We start from the raw sequence: 19,270 nt of genomic DNA, 5'->3' as shown, positions 1-19,270 counted from the left end.
CGTCAGGCCAGGTGGGCCTGGACCTCGGCGGCGGCGTCATGGCCGTACGCCTTGGTGAAGCGCTCCATGAAGTGGGCCCGGCGCAGGGTGTACTCCTGGGTGCCGACGGTCTCGATGACGAGCGTCGCGAGCATGCAGCCGACCTGGGCCGCGCGCTCCAGGCCGACGCCCCAGGAGAGGCCCGAGAGGAATCCGGCGCGGAAGGCGTCGCCGACGCCCGTCGGGTCGGCCTTGGTCTCTTCCTCGGGACAGCCGACGATGATCGGCTCCTCGCCCACGCGGTCGATACGGACGCCGTTCTTGCCCAGCGTCGTGACGCGGTGGCCGACCCGGGAGAGGATCTCGGCGTCGGACCAGCCGGTCTTGGACTCGATGAGCCCCTTCTCGTACTCGTTCGAGAAGAGATAGGTGGCGCCGTCGAGCAGGGTGCGGATCTCGTCCGCGCCCATGCGCGCGATCTGCTGCGAGAAGTCCGCGGCGAACGGGATGCCGCGGGTACGGCACTCCTCGGTGTGGCGCAGCATGCCCTCGGGGTCGTCCGCGCCGATCAGCACCAGGTCCAGGCCGCCGACGCGGTCGGCGACCTTCTTGAGCTCGATCAGCCGGGCCTCGCTCATCGCGCCCGTGTAGAAGGAGCCGATCTGGTTGTGGTCGGCGTCCGTCGTGCAGACGAAGCGGGCCGTGTGCAGGACCTCGGAGATACGGACCGACGCGGTGTCGACCCCGTGGCGGTCCAGCCAGGCGCGGTACTCGTCGAAGTCCGATCCGGCCGCGCCGACCAGGATGGGACCGGTGCCCAGCTGGCCCATGCCGAAGCAGATGTTCGCTCCGACACCGCCCCTGCGCACATCGAGGTTGTCGACCAGGAAGGACAGCGAGACCGTATGGAGCTGCTCGGCGACCAGCTGGTCGGCGAAGCGGCCGGGGAAGGTCATCAGATGGTCGGTGGCGATGGAGCCGGTGACTGCGATTCGCACGGCGTGAACGCTCCTGATGAGGAGAACGGTTGACAGTTCACGCTATCGGGTCGGCGGCGGCCTTCCTAAGCTCACGAACCAACTCGCAGCAGGGCTTTCTTCGCACAACGGACGGACAAACGGTGCGGGTAAGCCGAACCGGGCGGCTGATCCGGGACACCCGTTCGGCGTACTCCGGGGAACCGCGCGCTCCTCCTTTCCGTCCCACCGGCGTCAGGGGACGACCCGGCACGATCCACAGTCGAAGGAGCGCAGCGGTGACCAGCACGGAGCGGCCTCAGAAGAGCACAGCGGGCACCGACGCCGCCGAACGCCCGCGCCGGCGGCGTTCCCCGCTCGCCGTCGCCACGGTGGCGGCGGCGGTACTGATCGCCGGGGGCGGTGGCGCGTACTTCGCCACGAGCGCCTCCGGCGACGGTACGGACGGCACGAGCGGTACGGCGGGGAACGGCGGGCCACCGCTGCTCGCCCTCGACAGCGCGGCGAACGGATCCGGAGCGGGAACCGGAATCGAATCCGGAGCAGCGTCCGGAACCAGCCCCTCCGAGCCGCCCGGGATCGCGCCCGGCGAGCCGGATCCGAGCGGGGTCACCTACCGCGCCAAGGGCGCGCTGCCCGACGGTCCCGCGACGTCCCCTGTCTACCGTACGAACGGCGAGGTCGCGGCGGCGGACGTGGCCCGGCTGGCGGAGGCGCTGGGTGTGGCGGGCACGCCGCGGTCGGACGGCACGGCCTGGAACGTCGGTACGGAGAAGGACGGTTCGGGCCCGCTGCTCCGGGTCGCCAAGCAGGCGCCCGGCACCTGGACCTTCGACCGGTACCGCCCTTCGGGCAGCGACAACTGCCTCAAGGGGAAGAGCTGTCCGAGCGACGGCGGCCCCGGAGGCGGGCTCGGCGCCGCGGGTGACGCCGTCAGCGAGGCGGCGGCGAAGCGGGCGGCGGCCCCGGTACTGAAGGCGCTGGGCCAGGACGGGGCCGCGCTGGACGCCCGCCAGCTGATGGGCGCGATCCGGGTGGTGAACGCGGACCCGGTGATCGGCGGGCTGCCCACCTACGGCTGGTCCACCGGGATCCAGGTGGGCGCAGACGGGCAAGTGACGGGCGGCACGGGCCAGTTGAAGGCGCCGGAGCGGAGCGACTCGTATCCGGTGATCGGCGCGGACGAGGCGCTGAAGGAGCTGAACGCGTCGGGCGACACCACCGGCCGGGGCAGCATCGGCGGCTGCGCGACCCCGGCGCCCCTGGAGGGCGGTACGGCGCCGGAGGGCGGGAAGCCCTCGGCTCCGTGCACACCGAAGGACGCCCCCAAGGCCGCGCCGATGGTGGTCGAGAAGGCGGTCTTCGGGCTGGCGATGCTGTCCGTTGACGGGCGCGGGGCTCTCGTACCGTCCTGGCTGTTCGAGGTGGCACCGGGCGGGGACGCCATGCCGTACACCGTCACCCAGCCCGCGGTCGCTCCTGAGTTCCTGGCGAAGCCGAAGCCGAAGCCGGTACCGCCGCGGGCGCAGCCGCGGCCGAGCGGGGATCTGCCGGGTGAGCGGGTCACCTCGTACAGCACCGAGGGGCGGACCCTGACGCTGCACTTCTCGGGCGGCGTGTGCGGTACGTACACGGCGTCGGCGGACGAGAGCGGTACGGCGGTGAAGGTGCGGGTGACCGAGTCCCGGCCGGAGCCGGGGACGGTCTGTGTGGCGATGGCCAAGTTCCAGACGGCGAAGGTGACGCTGGACGAGCCGCTGGGCGACCGGCGTGTGGTGGAGGCGACGACGGGCGACCCGCTGCCGCCGCACTGACGCGGCAGAGCTGAACAGCGGAAGGCGGGCGCGAGCGAAAGGCGGCGGCCCCGGGGGTTCCGGGGCCGCCGCCTTTCGTTTCGTTCGCGCTGTGTCCCAGGTCCGGACAGGGCCTAGCTGAAGGAGTCCCCGCAGGCGCAGGAGCCCGTCGCGTTCGGGTTGTCGATCGTGAAGCCCTGCTTCTCGATGGTGTCGACGAAGTCGATGGAGGCGCCGCCCAGGTACGGGGCGCTCATCCGGTCGGTGACGACCTTGACGCCACCGAAGTCCTTGACGACATCGCCGTCGAGCGAGCGCTCGTCGAAGAACAGCTGGTAACGCAGGCCGGAGCAGCCGCCGGGCTGCACGGCGACGCGCAGTGCGAGGTCGTCGCGGCCTTCCTGGTCCAGCAGGGCCTTGACCTTGCCCGCGGCGGCGTCGGACAGGAGGATGCCGTCGCTCACGGTGGTGGTCTCGTCCGATACGGACATCTGCTTCTCTCCCGGGTTGTACGGACTGCTTGCCGACAGTGCAACCGGCTCGGCCGCGGAATCATTCCGGGCGCTGGGCGCGTGTCTTTCCCTTCTTCATGCTCGCACACCGGCTCGGGATGCGGCAGCGCCCGGGAATGCGTCACATCGACGCTATCGGCATCGTCAAAGTGACATGAACCGGCTATCATAGATAGCGTCAATTAGACGAAAAGGCTCGTCTGCAGAGAAGAAAGGGTGCGTGACGTGACCACCGCCCAACCCCGTCAGGATCTCGCCGTCCAGCCGACGCCGCTCGCCCTCCTGCTGCTCGGCCGCGAGGCCGACCCGCGCAGCGAGCGGGGCGTGGAGTGTCCGGGCGATCTGCCCGCCGCGTCCGACCCGGACCTGGTGGAGCGCGCCCGCGCGGCGAAGGAGAGGCTCGGGGACAAGGTCTTCGTCCTCGGCCACCACTACCAGCGTGACGAGGTCATCCAGTTCGCGGATGTCACCGGCGACTCCTTCAAGCTGGCCAGGGACGCGGCGGCGCGGCCCGACGCCGAGTACATCGTCTTCTGCGGCGTGCACTTCATGGCGGAGTCCGCGGACATTCTGACCGGCGACGACCAGAAGGTCGTCCTGCCCGACCTGGCCGCGGGCTGCTCCATGGCGGACATGGCCACCGCCGAGCAGGTCGCGGAGTGCTGGGACGTACTGACCGAGGCCGGCATAGCCGAGCGCGTCGTCCCCGTCTCGTACATGAACTCCTCGGCCGACATCAAGGCCTTCACCGGCAAGCACGGCGGCACGATCTGTACGTCCTCCAACGCCGAGCGCGCGCTGAACTGGGCCTTCGAGCAGGGCGACAAGGTCCTCTTCCTGCCCGACCAGCACCTCGGGCGCAACACCGCGGTGCGGGATCTGGGGATGTCGCTGGAGGACTGCGTCCTGTACAACCCGCACAAGCCGAACGGCGGCCTCACGGAACAGGAGCTGCGCGACGCGAAGATGATCCTGTGGCGCGGCCACTGCTCGGTGCACGGGCGCTTCTCGCTGGACTCCGTCCGCGATGTACGGGAGCGGATCCCGGGCGTGAACGTGCTGGTGCACCCGGAGTGCAAGCACGAGGTCGTGGCGGCGGCGGACTATGTCGGCTCGACGGAGTACATCATCAAGGCGCTGGAGGCGGCCCCGGCCGGCTCGAAGTGGGCGATCGGCACGGAGCTCAATCTCGTACAGCGGCTGGCGAACCGTTTCGCCGACGAGGACAAGGAGATCGTCTTCCTCGACCGTACGGTCTGCTTCTGCTCCACGATGAACCGGATCGATCTGCCGCACCTGGTGTGGGCGCTGGAGTCGCTGGCCGAGGGCAACGAGGTCAACCGCATCCAGGTCGACAAGGAGACGGCGGACTTCGCGCAGCTGGCACTGGAACGGATGCTGGCGCTGCCGTAACCCATGGCCGCGTAACCCATGGTCGTACGACCGCACCCGGGGGCGGTCCCGCTTGATTGCGGGGCGCCCCTGGTGTCGTCTACGGTCTGTCGCGTTCACCAACCGCTCGGGCGTTCTTGAGCACGGCCGTCGTGCCGTACTCCGCCGAGGGCGGGTTCCCGGAGCCGCACCACGTTCTCCTGTGCCGTCCCGCTCCAGCAATCCCTCGCGTTCCCGGTCGATCCACCGTCTCCTCCGTACCGGACCGAAGAGGTTGCCGCCGCATGCCCCGATCCTGCTCCCGTTCCCGATCCTGCTCCCGTTCCCGTTCGCGCGCCCTTTCCCGGCTCACCGTCGCGCTCGTACTCGTCTGTTTCGTCGGCCCGTTGTCGACGGACATGTATCTGCCGGCCTTTCCGCGGATGGCCGCGGAGCTGCGTACGGACGCGTCCGGGGTGCAGCTGACGCTGACCTCGTTCCTGGCCGGGATGACGGCCGGCCATCTCGTCTTCGGTCCGCTGTCGGACCGGTTCGGGCGACGGGGGCCGCTGCTCGCGGGGGCGGCGGTGTGCGCCGTGGCCACCGCGCTGTGCGCGGTGTCGCCGGGACCGGGCTGGCTGGTCCCGCTGCGCTTCGTGGCCGGGTTCAGCGGGGCCGCGGGGGTCGTGATCGCGCGGGCGGTGGTCACGGATGTCGCCGAAGGCGCCGCGGCGGCACGGCTGTTCGGGATCCTGATGACCCTGTCCGGCACGGCGCCGGTGCTCGCGCCGCTCGCGGGCGGCGCCGTGATCGGGGCGGCCGGATGGCGGGGCGTGTTCTGGGTGCTGGCCGGGGTCGCGCTGCTGGTCGTGGCGGCCGTGGCGGTAGCCGTACCGGAGAGCCTGCCGCCGTCGCGGCGGCGGACGGGCAGCGGCGCGGAGCTGCTCCGTACGGTACGGGAGGTCGCGGGCGACGGCGCGTATGCCGGCTACACCCTCGCGTACGCCTTGGCCTTCGGCACGTTGTTCGGCTACATCGCCGGGTCGCCGTTCCTGCTGCAGAACGTGCTGGGGCTGAGCGTCGGTGTCTCGTCCGTGACGTTCGCGGGCGGCGCGGTCTGCACCGCGCTGGCCGGGGCGGTGAGCGCGAGGCTGGTGGGCCGGATCACCCCGGAGCGGCTGTTGCGTACGGGGGTGCGCACCGTGCTCGCGGGAACGGTGTCCCTGCTCGCCGCCGCCGTCGCGGACGTACTGACGGTGGCCGGCTGCCTGGTCTCGGTGGCGGTGGTGTGCGCCGGTCTGGGCCTGGTCCTCACGAACGCGACGTCCCTGGCACTCGCCCGGCTCCCGGCCGCTGCGGGCACGGGCTCGGCACTGCTCGGCACGGCGCAGAGCGCGCTGGGGGCGGTGGTGGCACCACTGGCGGGACTGGGCGGCGCGGACACGGCGGTGCCGCTGTTCCTGGTGATGACGGCGTGCGGCGCGGGGGCGGTGACGGCGGCGGGATGGGCGGGGGCGCGGGCGAGCTGAATCCATGCCCGCGCACAGCGATGCCCCGGGGCACTCCCGCGCACAGCGATGCCCCGGAGCGGCCCGATCCTCGCGGCCGTTCCGGGGCATCCCCGTTCACTGCGTCAGACGTTCACAACCTCAGACGTTCGCCGGTTCCGGCTCGCGCGGCGACTCCGAGGCCTGGGTGTCGTTCCCCTTCGCCTCCCGCTTCGCCGCCTTCTTCTTCGCCCGGCGTTCCTTGCGCAGCTCCACCATCGCGTACAGCGTCGGCACGAGCAGCAGCGTCAGCAGCGTCGATGTCACCAGGCCGCCGATCACCACGACCGCCAGCGGCTGCGCGATGAAGCCGCCCTCGCCGGTGATGCCCAGCGCCATCGGGAGCAGCGCGAAGATCGTCGCCAGGGCCGTCATCAGGATCGGGCGGAGCCGGTGGCGGCCACCCTCGATGACCGCTTCCACGACGCCCAGGCCCTGCGACCGGTACTGGTTGATCAGGTCGATCAGCACGATCGCGTTGGTCACCACGATGCCGATCAGCATCAGCATGCCGATCATCGCGGGGACGCCCATCGGCGTACCCGTCAGGATCAGCAGGCCGATCGCGCCGGTGGCCGCGAACGGGATGGAGACCAGCAGGATCAGCGGCTGGATCAGCGAGCGGAACGTCGCGACCAGCAGCATGAAGACGATCGCGATGGCCGCCAGCATGGCGAGCGCCAGCTTTCCGAAGGCGTCGTCCTGGTCCTGCGTGACACCGCCGATGGACGCGGTCGCGCCCTCCGGCAGATCCAGGGCGTCGATCTCCGTCTGGAGCGCGGCGCTGACCGCGCCGGTGTTGTCACCGGTCGGCCGTGCCGTGATCGTCGCCGCCCGCGAGCCGTCGATCCGGGTCATCGAGACCGGACCGGGCACCAGCTTCACGTCGGCGATCTGACCGAGCTTCACCGGGCCGAGCGGCAGGTTCTTCAGCTCGGCGATCGTCTTGGCGGGCTTGGCCGAGGTGACGACGACATCGCGCTCGGTGTCGTCCAGGATCGCCTTGCCGGAGGAGGTGCCGCGCACCGCCTGGCCGACGGCGAGACCGAGCGTGGTGTCGTTGAAGCCCGCCTCCGCGGCCTTGGCGTTGCCCTTGACGGAGATGCGCGGGACGGACTGCGACAGGTCGCTCTGTACGTCCGTGACGTCGTCGAGCTTCGCGACGGCGGCCTGGACCTGGTCCGCGGCCTTGCGGAGGGTGTCCGCCTCGGAGGCCTTGACCACGACGCTCAGGTCCTGGCTGCCGAAGCCGTCGCCCGCGGCGATGGTCGTCTGGCCGATGCCGTCGAGCCCGGCCAGCTCCTTCTCGATGCGGTCCTGCGTCTTCTCGTACGACGCGGAGTCCTTCAGGGTCACCTGGTACGACGCCTGGTTGGCGCCCGTACCGCCGCCGAAGGCCGCCATGAAGCCGGAGGAGCCGACGGTGACCTGGTAGTCCTTGATCTCCTCGATGCCGGAAAGGACCTTCTCGACCTTCTTCGCGGAGGCGTCGGCCGACTCCAGGCTGGTGCCCGGGGTCAGCTCCTGCTTGATGGAGAGGACTTCCTGATCGCCCTGGTCGAAGAAGTTGGTCTTGAGCAGCGGCGCCATGCCGAACGTACCGATCAGGACGACGATCGCGATGACCACGCTGGTGATACGGCGGCGGGTCGCGAAGCGCAGCACCGGCACGTACAGCCGCTGGAGCCGGCTGCGGCCCTCCTTCTCCTCGGCCTGGCGGCGGGCCTCGTCGGGGCTGACCCCGATGGCGGCCTTCGGCGGGCGCAGGAACCAGTACGAGAGCACCGGTACGACGGTCAGCGAGACGAGCAGGGAGGCGAGCAGCGCCGCCGTGACCGTCAGCGAGAACGAGCCGAACAGCTCGCCGACCATGCCGCCGGTCAGACCGATGGGCAGGAACACCGCGACGGTGGTGAGGGTGGAGGCGGTGACCGCGCCCGCGACCTCCTTGACGGCGGTGAGGATGGCGCTCTCGCGCTCCTCGCCGTAGCCGAGGTGCCGCTTGATGTTCTCCAGGACGACGATCGAGTCGTCGACCACCCGGCCGATCGCGATGGTCAGCGCGCCGAGGGTGAGCATGTTGAGCGAGAGGTCACGCGTCCACAGCACGATCAGCGCCAGGACGACGGAGAGCGGGATGGAGACGGCGGTGACGATCGTGGAGCGGATCGAGGCCAGGAAGACCAGGATCACGACCACGGCGAAGACCAGGCCGAGCGCGCCCTCGGTGGTCAGTCCGGAGATCGACTTGGAGACGGCCGGGCCCTGGTCGCTGACGACGGTGAGGGTGGCGCCGGAGCCGAGGTCCTTGCGGAGGTCGGGCAGCTTGTCCTTGACCGCGTTCGAGATGGCGACGGCGCTGCCGTCGTTGTCCATGGTGGCCATGACGGCGAGGCTGGGCTTGCCGTTCGTACGGGTCAGCGAGGTCGCGGCGGCCGGCTTCTGCTCGACGGTGGCGATGTCACCGACGCGTACCGGCGCGGGCGCTCCCGCGGAGTCGCCACCGGAGCCGCCCGCGGGCGCCTGGGGCACGACCCGCAGGTCCTCGATCTGCTTGAGCGAGGTGAACCCGCCGCCGACCTGGACCGTACGGCTCTTGCCGTCCTCGGAGAACGAACCGGCGGGGAAGGTGGCACCGCCGGCCTTCAGCGCCTCGGAGAGCGCCATGGTGTTGAGGCCGGCCGCGGCGAGCTTCTTGTCGTCGGGGGTGACGGCGATCTGGAGGTCACGGACACCGTCGACGGAGACCTGGCCGACGCCGGAGATGTCCTCCAGGGCGGGGACGACCGTACGGTCCAGCTGATCGGCGAGCGCCTGCTGGTCCTTGTCGGAGGTGACGGCGAGGACGACGGTCGGGATGTCGTCCGTCGAGCCGGCCACGACCTGCGGGTCGACCTCGGTGGGGAGCTGGGAGCGCGCGCGGTTGACGGCCTGCTGGACGTCGGCGACGAGCTGCTTGGTGTCCGAGTCCCCGAAGTCGAAGCTTGCCATGAGGACGGCGTTGCCCTCGCTGGCCGTGGAGGTGACGCCGCTGATGCCGTCGACCGTCTTGATGGAGTTTTCGAGCGGTTCGACGACCTGCTTCTCGACCACATCCGGGGAGGCGCCCTGGTAGGGAGCGAGCACCGACACCATGGGGAGTTCGATGGTGGGCAGGAGCTGCTGCTTGAGCTGCGGTATCGCGATGGCTCCGAAGACGATCGCGATGATCGACATCAGCCCTATCAGGGCCCGTTGCGCGAGGCTGAATTTCGACAGCCAGGACATTGGGTGTCTCTCTTCTGTGGTGTACGCGGCAGGTGGACGCGGCGGCTCGGCCGTGGAGGAACACTGCGGCGCCTCCGGCGGATGGGCACAACGGCCCCTCTATACGATCGGCCATCGGCGGGGCCCGATGGGTAGACCGCAGGTCGAGTTCCTTATCTGGCGCATACCGCACCTGGAGTACGTACGAGCGGTGTGCTACTCCACCCTTGGACGTACCAGGCCCGATTCGTAGGCGATTACCACCAATTGGGCCCTGTCACGGGCCCCTAGTTTGGCCATCGCGCGGTTCACATGGGTCTTGACGGTCAGCGGACTGACCTGGAGGCGCTCCGCGATCTCGTCATTGGAGTGGCCGCCCGCGACCAGCACCAGCACCTCGCGCTCGCGCCCCGTGAGCGCGTCCAGCCGCTCCGGGCTCACGGCCGGATCCGGACCCTCGCCCGGACCCGCGGCCTGCGCGAGGAAGGTGGCGATGAGGCCCTTCGTCGCGACGGGCGACAGCAGCGCGTCGCCGGCCGCCGCGATCCGGATGGCGTTGAGCAGTTCCTCCGGCTCCGCGCCCTTGCCGAGGAAGCCGGAGGCGCCGGCGCGCAGCGACTGCACCACGTACTCGTCGACCTCGAAGGTGGTCAGCATCACGACATGCACCCCGGCGAGGTCCGGCTCCGCGCTGATCATGCGGGTGGCGGCGAGGCCGTCCGTGCCGGGCATCCTGATGTCCATCAGGACGACATCGGGCCGGAAGGTACGGGCGAGGGCCACGGCCTGCGCGCCGTCGGCGGCCTCCCCGACGACCTCCATGTCCGGCTCGGAGTCCACGAGTACCCGGAACGCGCTGCGCAGCAGCGTCTGGTCGTCGGCGAGCAGGACCCGGATCGTCATGCGTTCTCCCCCGTGCGGTTCATGAGCGGCAGTATCGCCTGGGTGCGGAAGCCGCCGCCGTAGCGGGGCCCCGCGGTGAGAGTGCCGCCGAGGGCGGTGACGCGCTCGCGCATGCCGATGAGGCCGTGGCCGCCGCCGTCCGCGGGCTCGCCCGTGCCCTTTCCGTCGTCCAGCACGGTGATCTCGATGGTGGCGCCCACGCGTACGACGCTGACCTCGGCCTTCGCCGGCTGCCCCGCGTGCTTCCGTACGTTGGTCAGGGCCTCCTGGATGATCCGGTACGCGGCGAGGTCGACGGCGGCGGGGAGGCTGTTTCCGGTGGCGCCCGCCCCGTTCGCGGCGAACTCCACAGGCAGGCCCGCGTGCCGGAAGGTGTCGAGGAGCCCGTCGATATGGGCGAGGCCGGGGGCGGGTTCGGTGGGGGCCGTCGGGTCGCCGGACTGACGCAGCAGCCCGACGGTGGCCCGCAGTTCGTTGAGCGCGGAGCGGCTGGCCTCCCGTACATGGGCGAGGGCTTCCTTGGCCTGGTCGGGGCGTTTGTCCATGACGTGCGAGGCGACACCGGCCTGCACATTGACCAGGGCGATGTGGTGGGCGACCACATCGTGCAGATCGCGGGCGATACGCAGCCGCTCCTCGGCGACCCGGCGGCGCGCCTCCTCCTCACGGGTGCGTTCGGCGCGTTCCGCGCGTTCGCGGATGGCGTCGATGAAGCCGCGGCGGCTGCGTACGGCGTCGCCCGCGGCGGCGGCCATGCCGGTCCAGGCGAATATCGACAGATTCTGCTGTGCGTACCAGGGCTCAGGACTCAGCAGCATCGCGACGGCGGTGAGCACACCCATGGTCGCGAGGCCGACCCGCCAGGTGGTGGGCCGGTCGGTGTGCGCGCCGACGGTGTAGAGCGCGATGACGGCGCTGAACACGACGGGGGCGGGCGGATCGCCGGTGAAGAGATCGAGGAGGGTCAGTCCGCCGGTGCACAGCAGTACGGGCATGGGCGCGCGGCGGCGGAAGACGAGCGCCCCCGCGCCGAGCACCATCAGCAGGACATTGAGCGGGTCCGGGGTGCGGGTGCCGAAGGTGGGGCCGCCGGGGCCGACGTGCCGCTCGGCGAACGATCCGAGCACCATGCAGAAGAGGACGGCCGCGGCCAGCACCCCGTCGGACGCGAGCGGATGCGCGCGCACCCAGCTCCGCGCACGGGCGAGCGCGGTTCCGAGGGAGGTCACGTCGGGCATCCGGAAGGGGTCACGGAGCAACGGTACGGGGTACGGATGGCGACGCCCACGCGCGTGCGCCCGCCTCCCCGGGGCGCGGGCGCCCCGTACCGGGGACGCGAGGCGCACACAGACGTGTGCCCCGCGCCGCCGGACAGGGCCGGGGACGCGGGGCACGCGTCTGTGCTGGAGTGCGGGAGACGCCGGTCAGGCCGAAGGGATCAGGCCGTCGTCGTTCAGCATCTCGCGGACCTCTTCGAGGGTCGCGCCAGGAGCGGGCAGGATCAGTTCGGACGGCTCCAGGGAGTCGTCGGGCAGCGGCTCGCCGAGCTCGCGCACCTTGTCCAGGAGGGCGTGGAACGTACGGCGGAAGCCGTCCGTGTCGCCGTGCCTGATCTCGGCAAGCAGCTCGTCGTCCAGCGTGTCGAGTTCGGCGAAGTGGCTGTCCGCCAGCTTCACCTGGCCCTCCCCCATGATCCGTACGATCATGACGAATCCCTACTGCTTGTCGAATTTGTTCGAGGCCGGCGGGGCGTCCTGGGTGCCGCCCTCGATCGCCTGCTTCGGGGCCGAGCCGCCCGCGAGCTCCGCCTTCATGCGCTGGAGCTCCAGCTCGACATCCGTACCACCGGAGATCCGGTCCAGCTCGGCGGCGATGTCGTCCTTCGCCATCCCGGACTGGTCGTCCAGGGCGCCGGAGGCCAGCAGCTCGTCGATCGCGCCGGCGCGCGCCTGCAGCTGCGCGGTCTTGTCCTCCGCGCGCTGGATCGCCATACCGACGTCGCCCATCTCCTCGGAAATGCCCGAGAATGCCTCCCCGATCCGGGTCTGCGCCTGTGCCGCGGTGTAGGTGGCCTTGATGGTCTCCTTCTTCGTACGGAAGGCGTCGACCTTGGCCTGGAGACGCTGCGCGGCCAGCGTGAGCTTCTCCTCCTCGCCCTGGAGCGTCTGGTGCTGCGTCTCCAGGTCGGTGACCTGCTGCTGGAGCGAGGCACGGCGGGAGAGCGCCTCGCGCGCCAGGTCCTCCCGGCCGAGCGCCAGCGCCTTGCGGCCCTGGTCCTCCAGCTTCGACGACTGGCCCTGCAGCTGGTTCAGCTGCAGCTCCAGCCGCTTGCGGGACGTCGCCACGTCGGCGACCCCGCGACGTACCTTCTGCAGCAGCTCAAGCTGCTTCTGATACGAGTAGTCAAGGGTCTCGCGCGGATCCTCGGCCCGGTCAAGGGCCTTGTTGGCTTTCGCGCGGAAGATCATCCCCATACGCTTCATGACACCGCTCATGGGCTTCGCGCGCCCCCTTCTGACGGACTACAGCTCCAGCACTCCAACAGAACCCACAGTACGGGCCCTGCCTCTATTACCGCACTGTTCGAGCGCGGATGCGCTCCTCCCCAAGGACGACTGCTCCGCGCCCCGATCAGGCGCAAGGAGTAGACGGCCGTCAGGGACAGGGGAGACAAAGTCCCCCTCTGTCCGCATACAGACGGTCGCTGTTGCGGGATCGTTCCCCACCGGGGGTGGGGTCCAACCACGACACCCCGTACCCTTGGGTTTTGTGTTCCGAAGCCGTTCCAAGGAAGAGAAGGCCCCCGCCACCCAGGTGACACCGGGCCTCTCCACGCAGCCCCGCGACCCGCAGGCCCCCAAGGGCCGCCCGACTCCGAAGCGGAGTGAGGCGCAGACGCAGCGACGTCGCGCCTCCACGACGCCGACCGACCGCAAGACGGCCATGAAGCGCCAGCGCGAGGCACGCCGCGCGGATCTGGCGAAGCAGCGCGAGGCGCTGGCGAGTGGTGACGAGCGCTATCTGCCCGCCCGTGACAAGGGGCCGGTACGCCGCTTCGTCCGCGACTTCGTCGACTCGCGCTTCTGCATGGCCGAGTTCTTCCTGCCGCTCGCGGTGGTGATCCTCGTACTGAGCATGATCAGGGTCGGCGCCCTCCAGAACATCGCGCTGCTGCTCTGGCTCGGTGTGATCGTGCTGATCGTCATCGACTCGATCGGGCTCTGGTTCCGCCTGAAGAAGCAGCTCGCCGAGCGCTTCCCGGACACCCCCAAGCGCGGTGCGGTGGCCTACGGCCTGATGCGTACGCTCCAGATGCGCCGACTGCGGCTGCCGAAGCCGCAGGTCAAGCGCGGAGAGCGGCCCTGAGCACGGACGTCTCCGGCTGCGTGGAGGGCCCGGCCGACCGGTCGGCCACCCGTGGCGCGCTGCGTCATGTCGTCCGGCGGGAACTCGTCGCGCGCCAGCTCGACGAGCAGATCGCGGGCCGCTTCCCGGTGGGGCAGCGGCTGCGGGTGCTGGATGTCGGCATGGGACAGGGCATCCAGGCCCTGCGGCTGGCACGGGCCGGGCACACGGTCACCGGGCTGGAGTCGGACGCCGCGCTGCTCACCACGGCGCGTGCGGCGCTCGGCGACGAGCCCGCGGGCATACGCGACCGGGTCAGACTGATCGAGGCCGACGGCCTGGAGACCGGGGTGCACTTCCTGCCCGGCAGCTTCGACGTGGTCCTCTGTCATGGCGTGCTGATGTACACCGACGAGCGGGACGCGCTGCTCGCGGGGCTGGCCAGGATGCTGGCGCCGGGCGGACTGCTGTCGCTGCTCGTACGCAACGGGGACACCCTGGCCCTGCGGCCCGGCCTGGCCGGGGAGTGGGCGGGGGCGCTGGACTCCTTCGACACGGACACCTATGTCAACCGGCTGGGGCTGCGGGTACGCGCGGACCGGCTGGAGGCGCTGACCGCCACGCTGGCGGGGATCGCGGCGCCGCTGCACGCCTGGTACGGCGTACGCGTCTTCACGGACGGCGCGGCCGGTGACGCGGAACCACCGGCCGGGGACGAACTCGAACGGCTGCTGGCCCTGGAGGACCGGGCGGGGCGCACCGAGCCGTACCGCAGGGTCGCCGCGCTGCTGCACCTGTGCGGCGTACGCGGCTGAGACCGGATCACGTGCCCCGTACGGGGAGCCGGTCAGGTGATGGGCCCCCGGACGCGTCCTCACGGTCGTGAGCAGCAGAGAGAGCGGCGGCACGGCCGGCGCACCCGAGACGGCCCGGCTCTCCGCCGGGGAGACCTGGCGGGCCCTGTACCGGCACTTCCGGCCGCACCGCCGGATCGTGGCCCTCGGCGCGTTCCTGGCGCTGATCGGCGCGGCGAGCGGGCTGGCCCAGCCCCTCGCCGCCAAGGCCCTGGTCGAGCGGCTCGGTGAGGACGGCTCGATCACCGGCATCCTGCTGGTGCTCACCGGGCTGGTGGTGTTCGGCACGGCGATCGAGGCGCTCGCCTCGTACCTCCTGGAGCGGACCGCGGAGTCCGTCGTCCTGGCCGCCCGCCGCACCCTGATCGGGCGGCTGCTGCGGCTGCGGCTGCCCGAGGTGGAGCGGACCCAGCCGGGCGATCTGATGTCCCGGGTCACCTCGGACACCACCCTGCTGCGCGCGGTGACGACCCAGTCGATCGTCTCGGCGGGCACCGGCGGGCTCGCGTTCCTGGCGACCATCGCGCTGATGGGCGTGATGGACGTGGTGCTGCTCGGGGTGACGCTGGGCGTGATCGTGGTGATCGGCTCCGCCGTGGCGCTGGTCATGCCCAGGATCTCGCGGGCGACAAGACGGTCGCAGGAGGCGGTCGGCCATATATCCACCGTGCTGGAGCGGGCCTTCGGCGCGTTCCGTACGGTCAAGGCGTCGGGCGCGGAGGAGCGCGAGGCCGCCGCGGTGGAGGCGGCGGCCAAGGAGGCGTGGCGGCACGGCGTACGGGCCGCCAAGTGGCAGTCGCTGGCCGGGTCCTCGGTCGGACTGGCGGTACAGGTGTCGTTCCTGGCGGTGCTGGGGATCGGCGGGGCGCGGGTGGCCTCGGGGGCCATCTCCGTCTCGACGCTGATCGCGTTTCTGCTGTTCCTGTTCTATCTGATGGATCCCGTCTCGAAGCTGGTGCAGGCGGTGACGCAGTATCAGGTGGGCTCGGCGGCCGTCGCCAGGATCGCGGAGGCGGAGCGGCTGGAGACGGAGGTCCTGGAACCGGCGGCGGGAAAGACGGAGCCGGCCGGACGGCACGACGGAGGTCCGGCCACCGTGGCCTTCGAGGACGTCACCTTCCGGTACCGCGAGGAGCTGCCGTACGTCCATCACGGTGTCTCCTTCGAGATCCCCGGCCCCGGGATGACGGCCTTCGTCGGCCCCTCGGGCGCGGGCAAGACGACCGTCTTCGGGCTGATCGAACGGTTCTACGAGGCGACCGGCGGCCGGGTCCTGGTCGACGGCAGGGACGTACGGGACTGGCCGCTCCCCGAACTGCGCGCCACGATCGGCTATGTCGAGCAGGACGCGCCGGTGCTGGCCGGGACGCTGCGCGAGAATCTCGTCTTCGCCGCCCCCGGCGCCACCGACGAGCGGATCCGCGAGGTGCTCGTACGGGCCAGGCTGGACGGGCTCGTGGAGCGGCTGCCGGACGGTCTGGAGACGCTGGTCGGCCATCGTGGCTCCAAGCTGTCGGGCGGTGAGCGCCAGCGCGTGGCGATCGCGCGGGCGCTGCTGCGCGGGCCCCGGCTGCTGCTCCTGGACGAGGCGACGTCCCAGTTGGACGCGGTCAACGAACTGGCGCTGCGGGACGCGGTGGCGGAGGCGGCCCGGGAGGTGACGGTGCTGGTGGTGGCGCACCGGCTGTCGACGGTGACACTCGCGGACCGCATCGTGGTGATGGACGCGGGCAAGGTGCGGGCGGTGGGCACGCACGACGAGCTGGTGGCGAACGATCCGCTGTACGGGGAGCTGGCGGCCACCCAGTTCCTGGCGGCGGCGCGCTGAGTGTCGCGACGGTTTCCGCGGGCCACGATCGGCGGTGCACCGCAGGCCACAGCGGTAGGACAAACGGGATACTCCGGGCATGGATGTTTCCCCTCACCGTCGTCGCGCCCGCCGGCCGCTGCTGTCTCTGACCGCCGCGATCTGCGCGGCGGCGCTGGCCGGCGGCTGCGCCGGCCCCGGCACCCCGGGCTCCCGTATGTCGAACCCCGACACCACGACCCAGGCGGCGGCCATGCGACGCGCCGTCAACGATCTGCAGACCGCCTACGAGACGGTGATCAGGAATGTGCTGCCCTCGGTCGTCCAGATCCAGGCCGGGGAGAATCTGGGGTCGGGCGTCGTCTACGACGGACAGGGACACATCGTCACCAACGCCCATGTCATCGGCAAACAGCGGACGTTCTCGGTCACCGTGGCCAACAGCGAACAGCCCCTCGGGGCCCGGCTCGTCTCCAGCTTCCCCCAGCAGGATCTGGCCGTCATCAAGCTCGACAAGGTCCCGGCCGGGCTGAAGGCCGCCAAGTTCGGCGAGACCTCGGCGGTCGCGGTCGGTCAGATCGTGCTGGCCATGGGGTCACCGCTGGGGCTGTCGGGCAGCGTCACCCAGGGGATCGTCTCGGCGGTCGGACGGACCGTCAGCGAGTCCTCGTCGGGCGGCGGTACGGGTGCCACCATCGCCAACATGGTGCAGACGTCCGCCGCGATCAACCCGGGCAACAGCGGGGGCGCGCTGGTCAATCTGAACAGCGAGGTGATCGGCATCCCGACGCTGGCCGCGACCGACCAGCAACTGGGCAACAGCGCGGCGCCCGGTATCGGCTTCGCGATCCCGGCGTCGATGGTGAAGACAGTCGCCGACCAGATCATCAAGAACGGCCGGGTCATCGACTCGGGCCGGGCGGCCCTGGGCATCAGCGGCCGTACCGTACTCGGCCCCGACTTCCAGCCGGCCGGCGTCGCGGTCGTCACGGCCCCGAGGGGCGGCGCCGCGGCCAAGGCGGGCATCAAGCCCGGGGACATCATCACCAAGATCGACGGCACCCCCGTCCCGACGATCACCTCGCTGTCCGAGGAACTCGCCTCGGACAAGCCGGGGCAGAAGATCAAGGTGACGTTCACGCGGAGCGGCGCGACGAAGACGGTGGAGGTCACGCTCGGCGAGATGTAGCGCGCCGTACGACCGAGGCGGCGCACCGTACGAGCGCGGGCGCCCGCGGAGCGGTCCGCGGGCGCCCGACGCGTACGGTCAGCTCTCTTCGGCCCGCAGACTCATCGGACCGTAGATCTTGGCACCGTCCTCGAACAGCGTGACCTGCTCCGCGCCCCCCGCGAGGAGCTCCTTCCACGCCTCGCCGACCCACGACTCGGCGTCCCCCTGCGTCGTGAACTCCTCCGGCTCCACCGCCGGCGGGACCTCCGTCCCGTCGGCCTTCTCGAACCGCCACGTCCACGCCATGTGCGCCTCCCGAGTCCCGCGGAACTGATCGATTTCCTGCCCGCAGCGTAGCCGGGCGCGCACCGTGAGCGGTGACACGGGAGGATCACCCCGTGGAACTGACTCTGCTCGGCACCGGAGCCCCCGCGGGACTCCCCCGCCCCCACTGCCCCTGCGCCGCCTGCGCGACCGCCCGCGGCGCACGCGCCCGCGCCGCGACCGCGCTGCTGGTGGACGGCGTCCTGCTGCTCGACCTCACCCCCGGGGCCGCGCTCGCCGCGGCCCGCGCCGGGCACTCCCTCGCGGGCGTGCGGCAGGTCCTGCTGAGCCATCCGCACGACGGTCCCGCCATGGAGCTGCCCGCCGGACTGCCCACGGCGGGCCGGGTGGCGGACGGCCGGGTCCTGACGCTGCTCAGCGGTCACCGGGTACGGGCGGTGCCGATGGACGCGCCGGGTACGGGGTACGAGGTGACGGCGTCCGGCGGCCAGCGGCTGCTGTATCTGCCGCCGGGCGGCGCGCCCGCGGGTCTCTCACCCGAGAACGGCCGGGCCCCGGCCCCGTACGACATGGTCGCCGCCGATGTGGTGGGACGGCCCGACGCGGTGGCGCGGCTGCGGGCGGCCGGGGCGATCGGGCCCGACACCGATGTCGTCGCCGTCCACCTCGACCACGACGTGCCGCCCGGCGCGGAACTGGACCGCCGGCTGGCGGCGGCGGGCGCGCGGGCCGTGCCCGACGGGACCACGCTGACGGTCGGCGCGTACCACCCCGTACCCGAGGTGCCACGGCGCACGCTGGTGACGGGCGGTGCGCGCTCGGGCAAGTCCTGGGAGGCGGAGCGGCGGCTCGCGTCGTTTCCCGGCGTGCTGTACGTGGCGACGGGCGGCGGCCGGGAGGACGACCCGGAGTGGGACGCCCGCGTCCGCGCGCACCGCGAACGCCGGCCGGCGTCCTGGCACACGGAGGAGACCTGCGACCTCGTCCCGCTGCTCGCGGCGGAGGGGCCGCCGCTGCTGATCGACTGCCTGTCGCTGTGGCTGACGGACGCGATGGACCGGGTGAACGCGTGGGACGACGCGGCGTGGGCGGCGGGCGGCGAGAAGGCGCTGCGGGAGCGGACGGGGGCGCTGGTGGCGGCGGTGCGGGCGACGCGGCGGACGGTGGTGGCGGTGACGAACGAGGTGGGGGCGGGGGTGGTGCCGGGGACGGTGTCGGGGAGGAGGTTCCGGGACGAGCTGGGGAGGCTGAACGCGGGGGTGGCGGGGGAGTGTGAGGGGGTGCTGCTGGTGGTGGCGGGCCAGGCGGTGACGCTGCGCTGAGCCGGCGGGGTTGGGGTGCGGGGCGCCTCCCGGCGGGGGGTCGTGGTGCGGGCCGTCGCTGGTGCCGGGGGCCGGGGGCTCCGGAGGTGCATGCCCGGACGGCATGCTGTGCTTTCCCGGGGGACACCCCCGGACCCCCGTACGGCGCACCTGGCCAC

The 19,270-nt window shown here is 71.5% G+C and carries 16 protein-coding genes; 8 read left to right on the top strand and 8 right to left on the bottom strand.

Annotation, left to right across the window (positions count from 1 at the left end):
- Nucleotides 1-2 precede the first annotated feature (2 nt).
- Complete coding sequence (locus tag ACFRKB_RS22725) at nucleotides 3-977, bottom strand: carbohydrate kinase family protein (protein WP_383108116.1); 975 nt, start codon at nucleotides 975-977, stop codon at nucleotides 3-5.
- A 257-nt stretch (nucleotides 978-1,234) separates the two neighbouring features.
- On the opposite strand from ACFRKB_RS22725, the gene ACFRKB_RS22720 reads away from it, so the two are divergent.
- Nucleotides 1,235-2,770 carry a hypothetical protein gene (locus tag ACFRKB_RS22720; protein ID WP_383108114.1) on the top strand — a complete coding sequence of 512 codons (1,536 nt, stop codon included), beginning with the start codon at nucleotides 1,235-1,237 and terminating at the stop codon, nucleotides 2,768-2,770.
- Between the two features lie 113 nt (nucleotides 2,771-2,883).
- Here ACFRKB_RS22720 and ACFRKB_RS22715 read toward each other — a convergent pair whose 3' ends face one another.
- Nucleotides 2,884-3,240, bottom strand: coding sequence for a HesB/IscA family protein (locus tag ACFRKB_RS22715; protein WP_030355429.1), 357 nt, complete (start codon nucleotides 3,238-3,240; stop codon nucleotides 2,884-2,886).
- Nucleotides 3,241-3,486: 246 nt separating this feature from the next.
- Here ACFRKB_RS22715 and nadA point away from each other — a divergent pair, with 246 nt between their 5' ends.
- Nucleotides 3,487-4,674, top strand: a complete 1,188-nt coding sequence (gene nadA, locus ACFRKB_RS22710) for a quinolinate synthase NadA (protein ID WP_383108112.1) — start codon at nucleotides 3,487-3,489, stop codon at nucleotides 4,672-4,674.
- Nucleotides 4,675-4,937: 263 nt separating this feature from the next.
- The gene (locus ACFRKB_RS22705; protein WP_383108110.1) at nucleotides 4,938-6,161 is read left to right on the top strand and encodes a multidrug effflux MFS transporter; all 1,224 of its coding nucleotides are present in this window, start codon (nucleotides 4,938-4,940) and stop codon (nucleotides 6,159-6,161) included.
- A gap of 120 nt (nucleotides 6,162-6,281) precedes the next feature.
- Here the strand turns inward: ACFRKB_RS22705 and ACFRKB_RS22700 are convergent, their stop codons facing one another.
- The 5 genes from ACFRKB_RS22700 to ACFRKB_RS22680 all read right to left on the bottom strand — a co-directional run bounded on the left by ACFRKB_RS22700 (nucleotide 6,282) and on the right by ACFRKB_RS22680 (nucleotide 12,811).
- Nucleotides 6,282-9,446 carry an efflux RND transporter permease subunit gene (locus ACFRKB_RS22700; protein WP_383108108.1) on the bottom strand — a complete coding sequence of 1,055 codons (3,165 nt, stop codon included), beginning with the start codon at nucleotides 9,444-9,446 and terminating at the stop codon, nucleotides 6,282-6,284.
- A 195-nt stretch (nucleotides 9,447-9,641) separates the two neighbouring features.
- Nucleotides 9,642-10,328: a response regulator gene (locus ACFRKB_RS22695; protein WP_383108107.1), complete on the bottom strand. Its 687-nt coding sequence runs from the start codon at nucleotides 10,326-10,328 to the stop codon at nucleotides 9,642-9,644.
- Entirely contained in the window at nucleotides 10,325-11,566 is a 1,242-nt protein-coding gene (locus ACFRKB_RS22690; RefSeq protein WP_383108105.1) for a sensor histidine kinase, read from the bottom strand. Before ACFRKB_RS22690 ends, ACFRKB_RS22695 begins: the two co-directional genes overlap by 4 nt.
- 186 nt (nucleotides 11,567-11,752) lie before the next feature.
- Nucleotides 11,753-12,034: a PspA-associated protein PspAA gene (gene pspAA, locus ACFRKB_RS22685; protein WP_365977371.1), complete on the bottom strand. Its 282-nt coding sequence runs from the start codon at nucleotides 12,032-12,034 to the stop codon at nucleotides 11,753-11,755.
- Nucleotides 12,035-12,043: 9 nt separating this feature from the next.
- On the bottom strand, nucleotides 12,044-12,811 hold the full coding sequence (locus tag ACFRKB_RS22680; RefSeq protein WP_030355436.1) for a PspA/IM30 family protein: 768 nt from the start codon (nucleotides 12,809-12,811) through the stop codon (nucleotides 12,044-12,046).
- Nucleotides 12,812-13,097: 286 nt separating this feature from the next.
- On the opposite strand from ACFRKB_RS22680, the gene ACFRKB_RS22675 reads away from it, so the two are divergent.
- The 4 genes from ACFRKB_RS22675 to ACFRKB_RS22660 all read left to right on the top strand — a co-directional run bounded on the left by ACFRKB_RS22675 (nucleotide 13,098) and on the right by ACFRKB_RS22660 (nucleotide 17,523).
- Nucleotides 13,098-13,694: a DUF3043 domain-containing protein gene (locus ACFRKB_RS22675; RefSeq protein WP_249950865.1), complete on the top strand. Its 597-nt coding sequence runs from the start codon at nucleotides 13,098-13,100 to the stop codon at nucleotides 13,692-13,694.
- A 59-nt stretch (nucleotides 13,695-13,753) separates the two neighbouring features.
- The gene (locus ACFRKB_RS22670; protein ID WP_383108147.1) at nucleotides 13,754-14,488 is read left to right on the top strand and encodes a class I SAM-dependent methyltransferase; all 735 of its coding nucleotides are present in this window, start codon (nucleotides 13,754-13,756) and stop codon (nucleotides 14,486-14,488) included.
- A gap of 67 nt (nucleotides 14,489-14,555) precedes the next feature.
- Nucleotides 14,556-16,355, top strand: coding sequence for an ABC transporter ATP-binding protein (locus ACFRKB_RS22665; RefSeq protein ID WP_383108103.1), 1,800 nt, complete (start codon nucleotides 14,556-14,558; stop codon nucleotides 16,353-16,355).
- A 79-nt stretch (nucleotides 16,356-16,434) separates the two neighbouring features.
- The gene (locus ACFRKB_RS22660; protein ID WP_383108101.1) at nucleotides 16,435-17,523 is read left to right on the top strand and encodes a S1C family serine protease; all 1,089 of its coding nucleotides are present in this window, start codon (nucleotides 16,435-16,437) and stop codon (nucleotides 17,521-17,523) included.
- A 78-nt stretch (nucleotides 17,524-17,601) separates the two neighbouring features.
- Here ACFRKB_RS22660 and ACFRKB_RS22655 read toward each other — a convergent pair whose 3' ends face one another.
- The gene (locus ACFRKB_RS22655) at nucleotides 17,602-17,811 is read right to left on the bottom strand and encodes a hypothetical protein (protein WP_030355441.1); all 210 of its coding nucleotides are present in this window, start codon (nucleotides 17,809-17,811) and stop codon (nucleotides 17,602-17,604) included.
- A 92-nt stretch (nucleotides 17,812-17,903) separates the two neighbouring features.
- On the opposite strand from ACFRKB_RS22655, the gene ACFRKB_RS22650 reads away from it, so the two are divergent.
- Nucleotides 17,904-19,112, top strand: a complete 1,209-nt coding sequence (locus tag ACFRKB_RS22650) for a bifunctional adenosylcobinamide kinase/adenosylcobinamide-phosphate guanylyltransferase (RefSeq protein WP_383108099.1) — start codon at nucleotides 17,904-17,906, stop codon at nucleotides 19,110-19,112.
- Nucleotides 19,113-19,270: the final 158 nt, after the last annotated feature.

Origin of the sequence: Streptomyces scopuliridis (genome assembly GCF_042790125.1) — a bacterium.
In the GTDB taxonomy this organism is placed as follows: Bacteria; Actinomycetota; Actinomycetes; order Streptomycetales; family Streptomycetaceae; genus Streptomyces; species Streptomyces scopuliridis_A.
The sequence above is the reverse complement of the archived record's forward strand: the minus strand, read 5'-3'. Positions and strand labels throughout refer to the sequence as shown.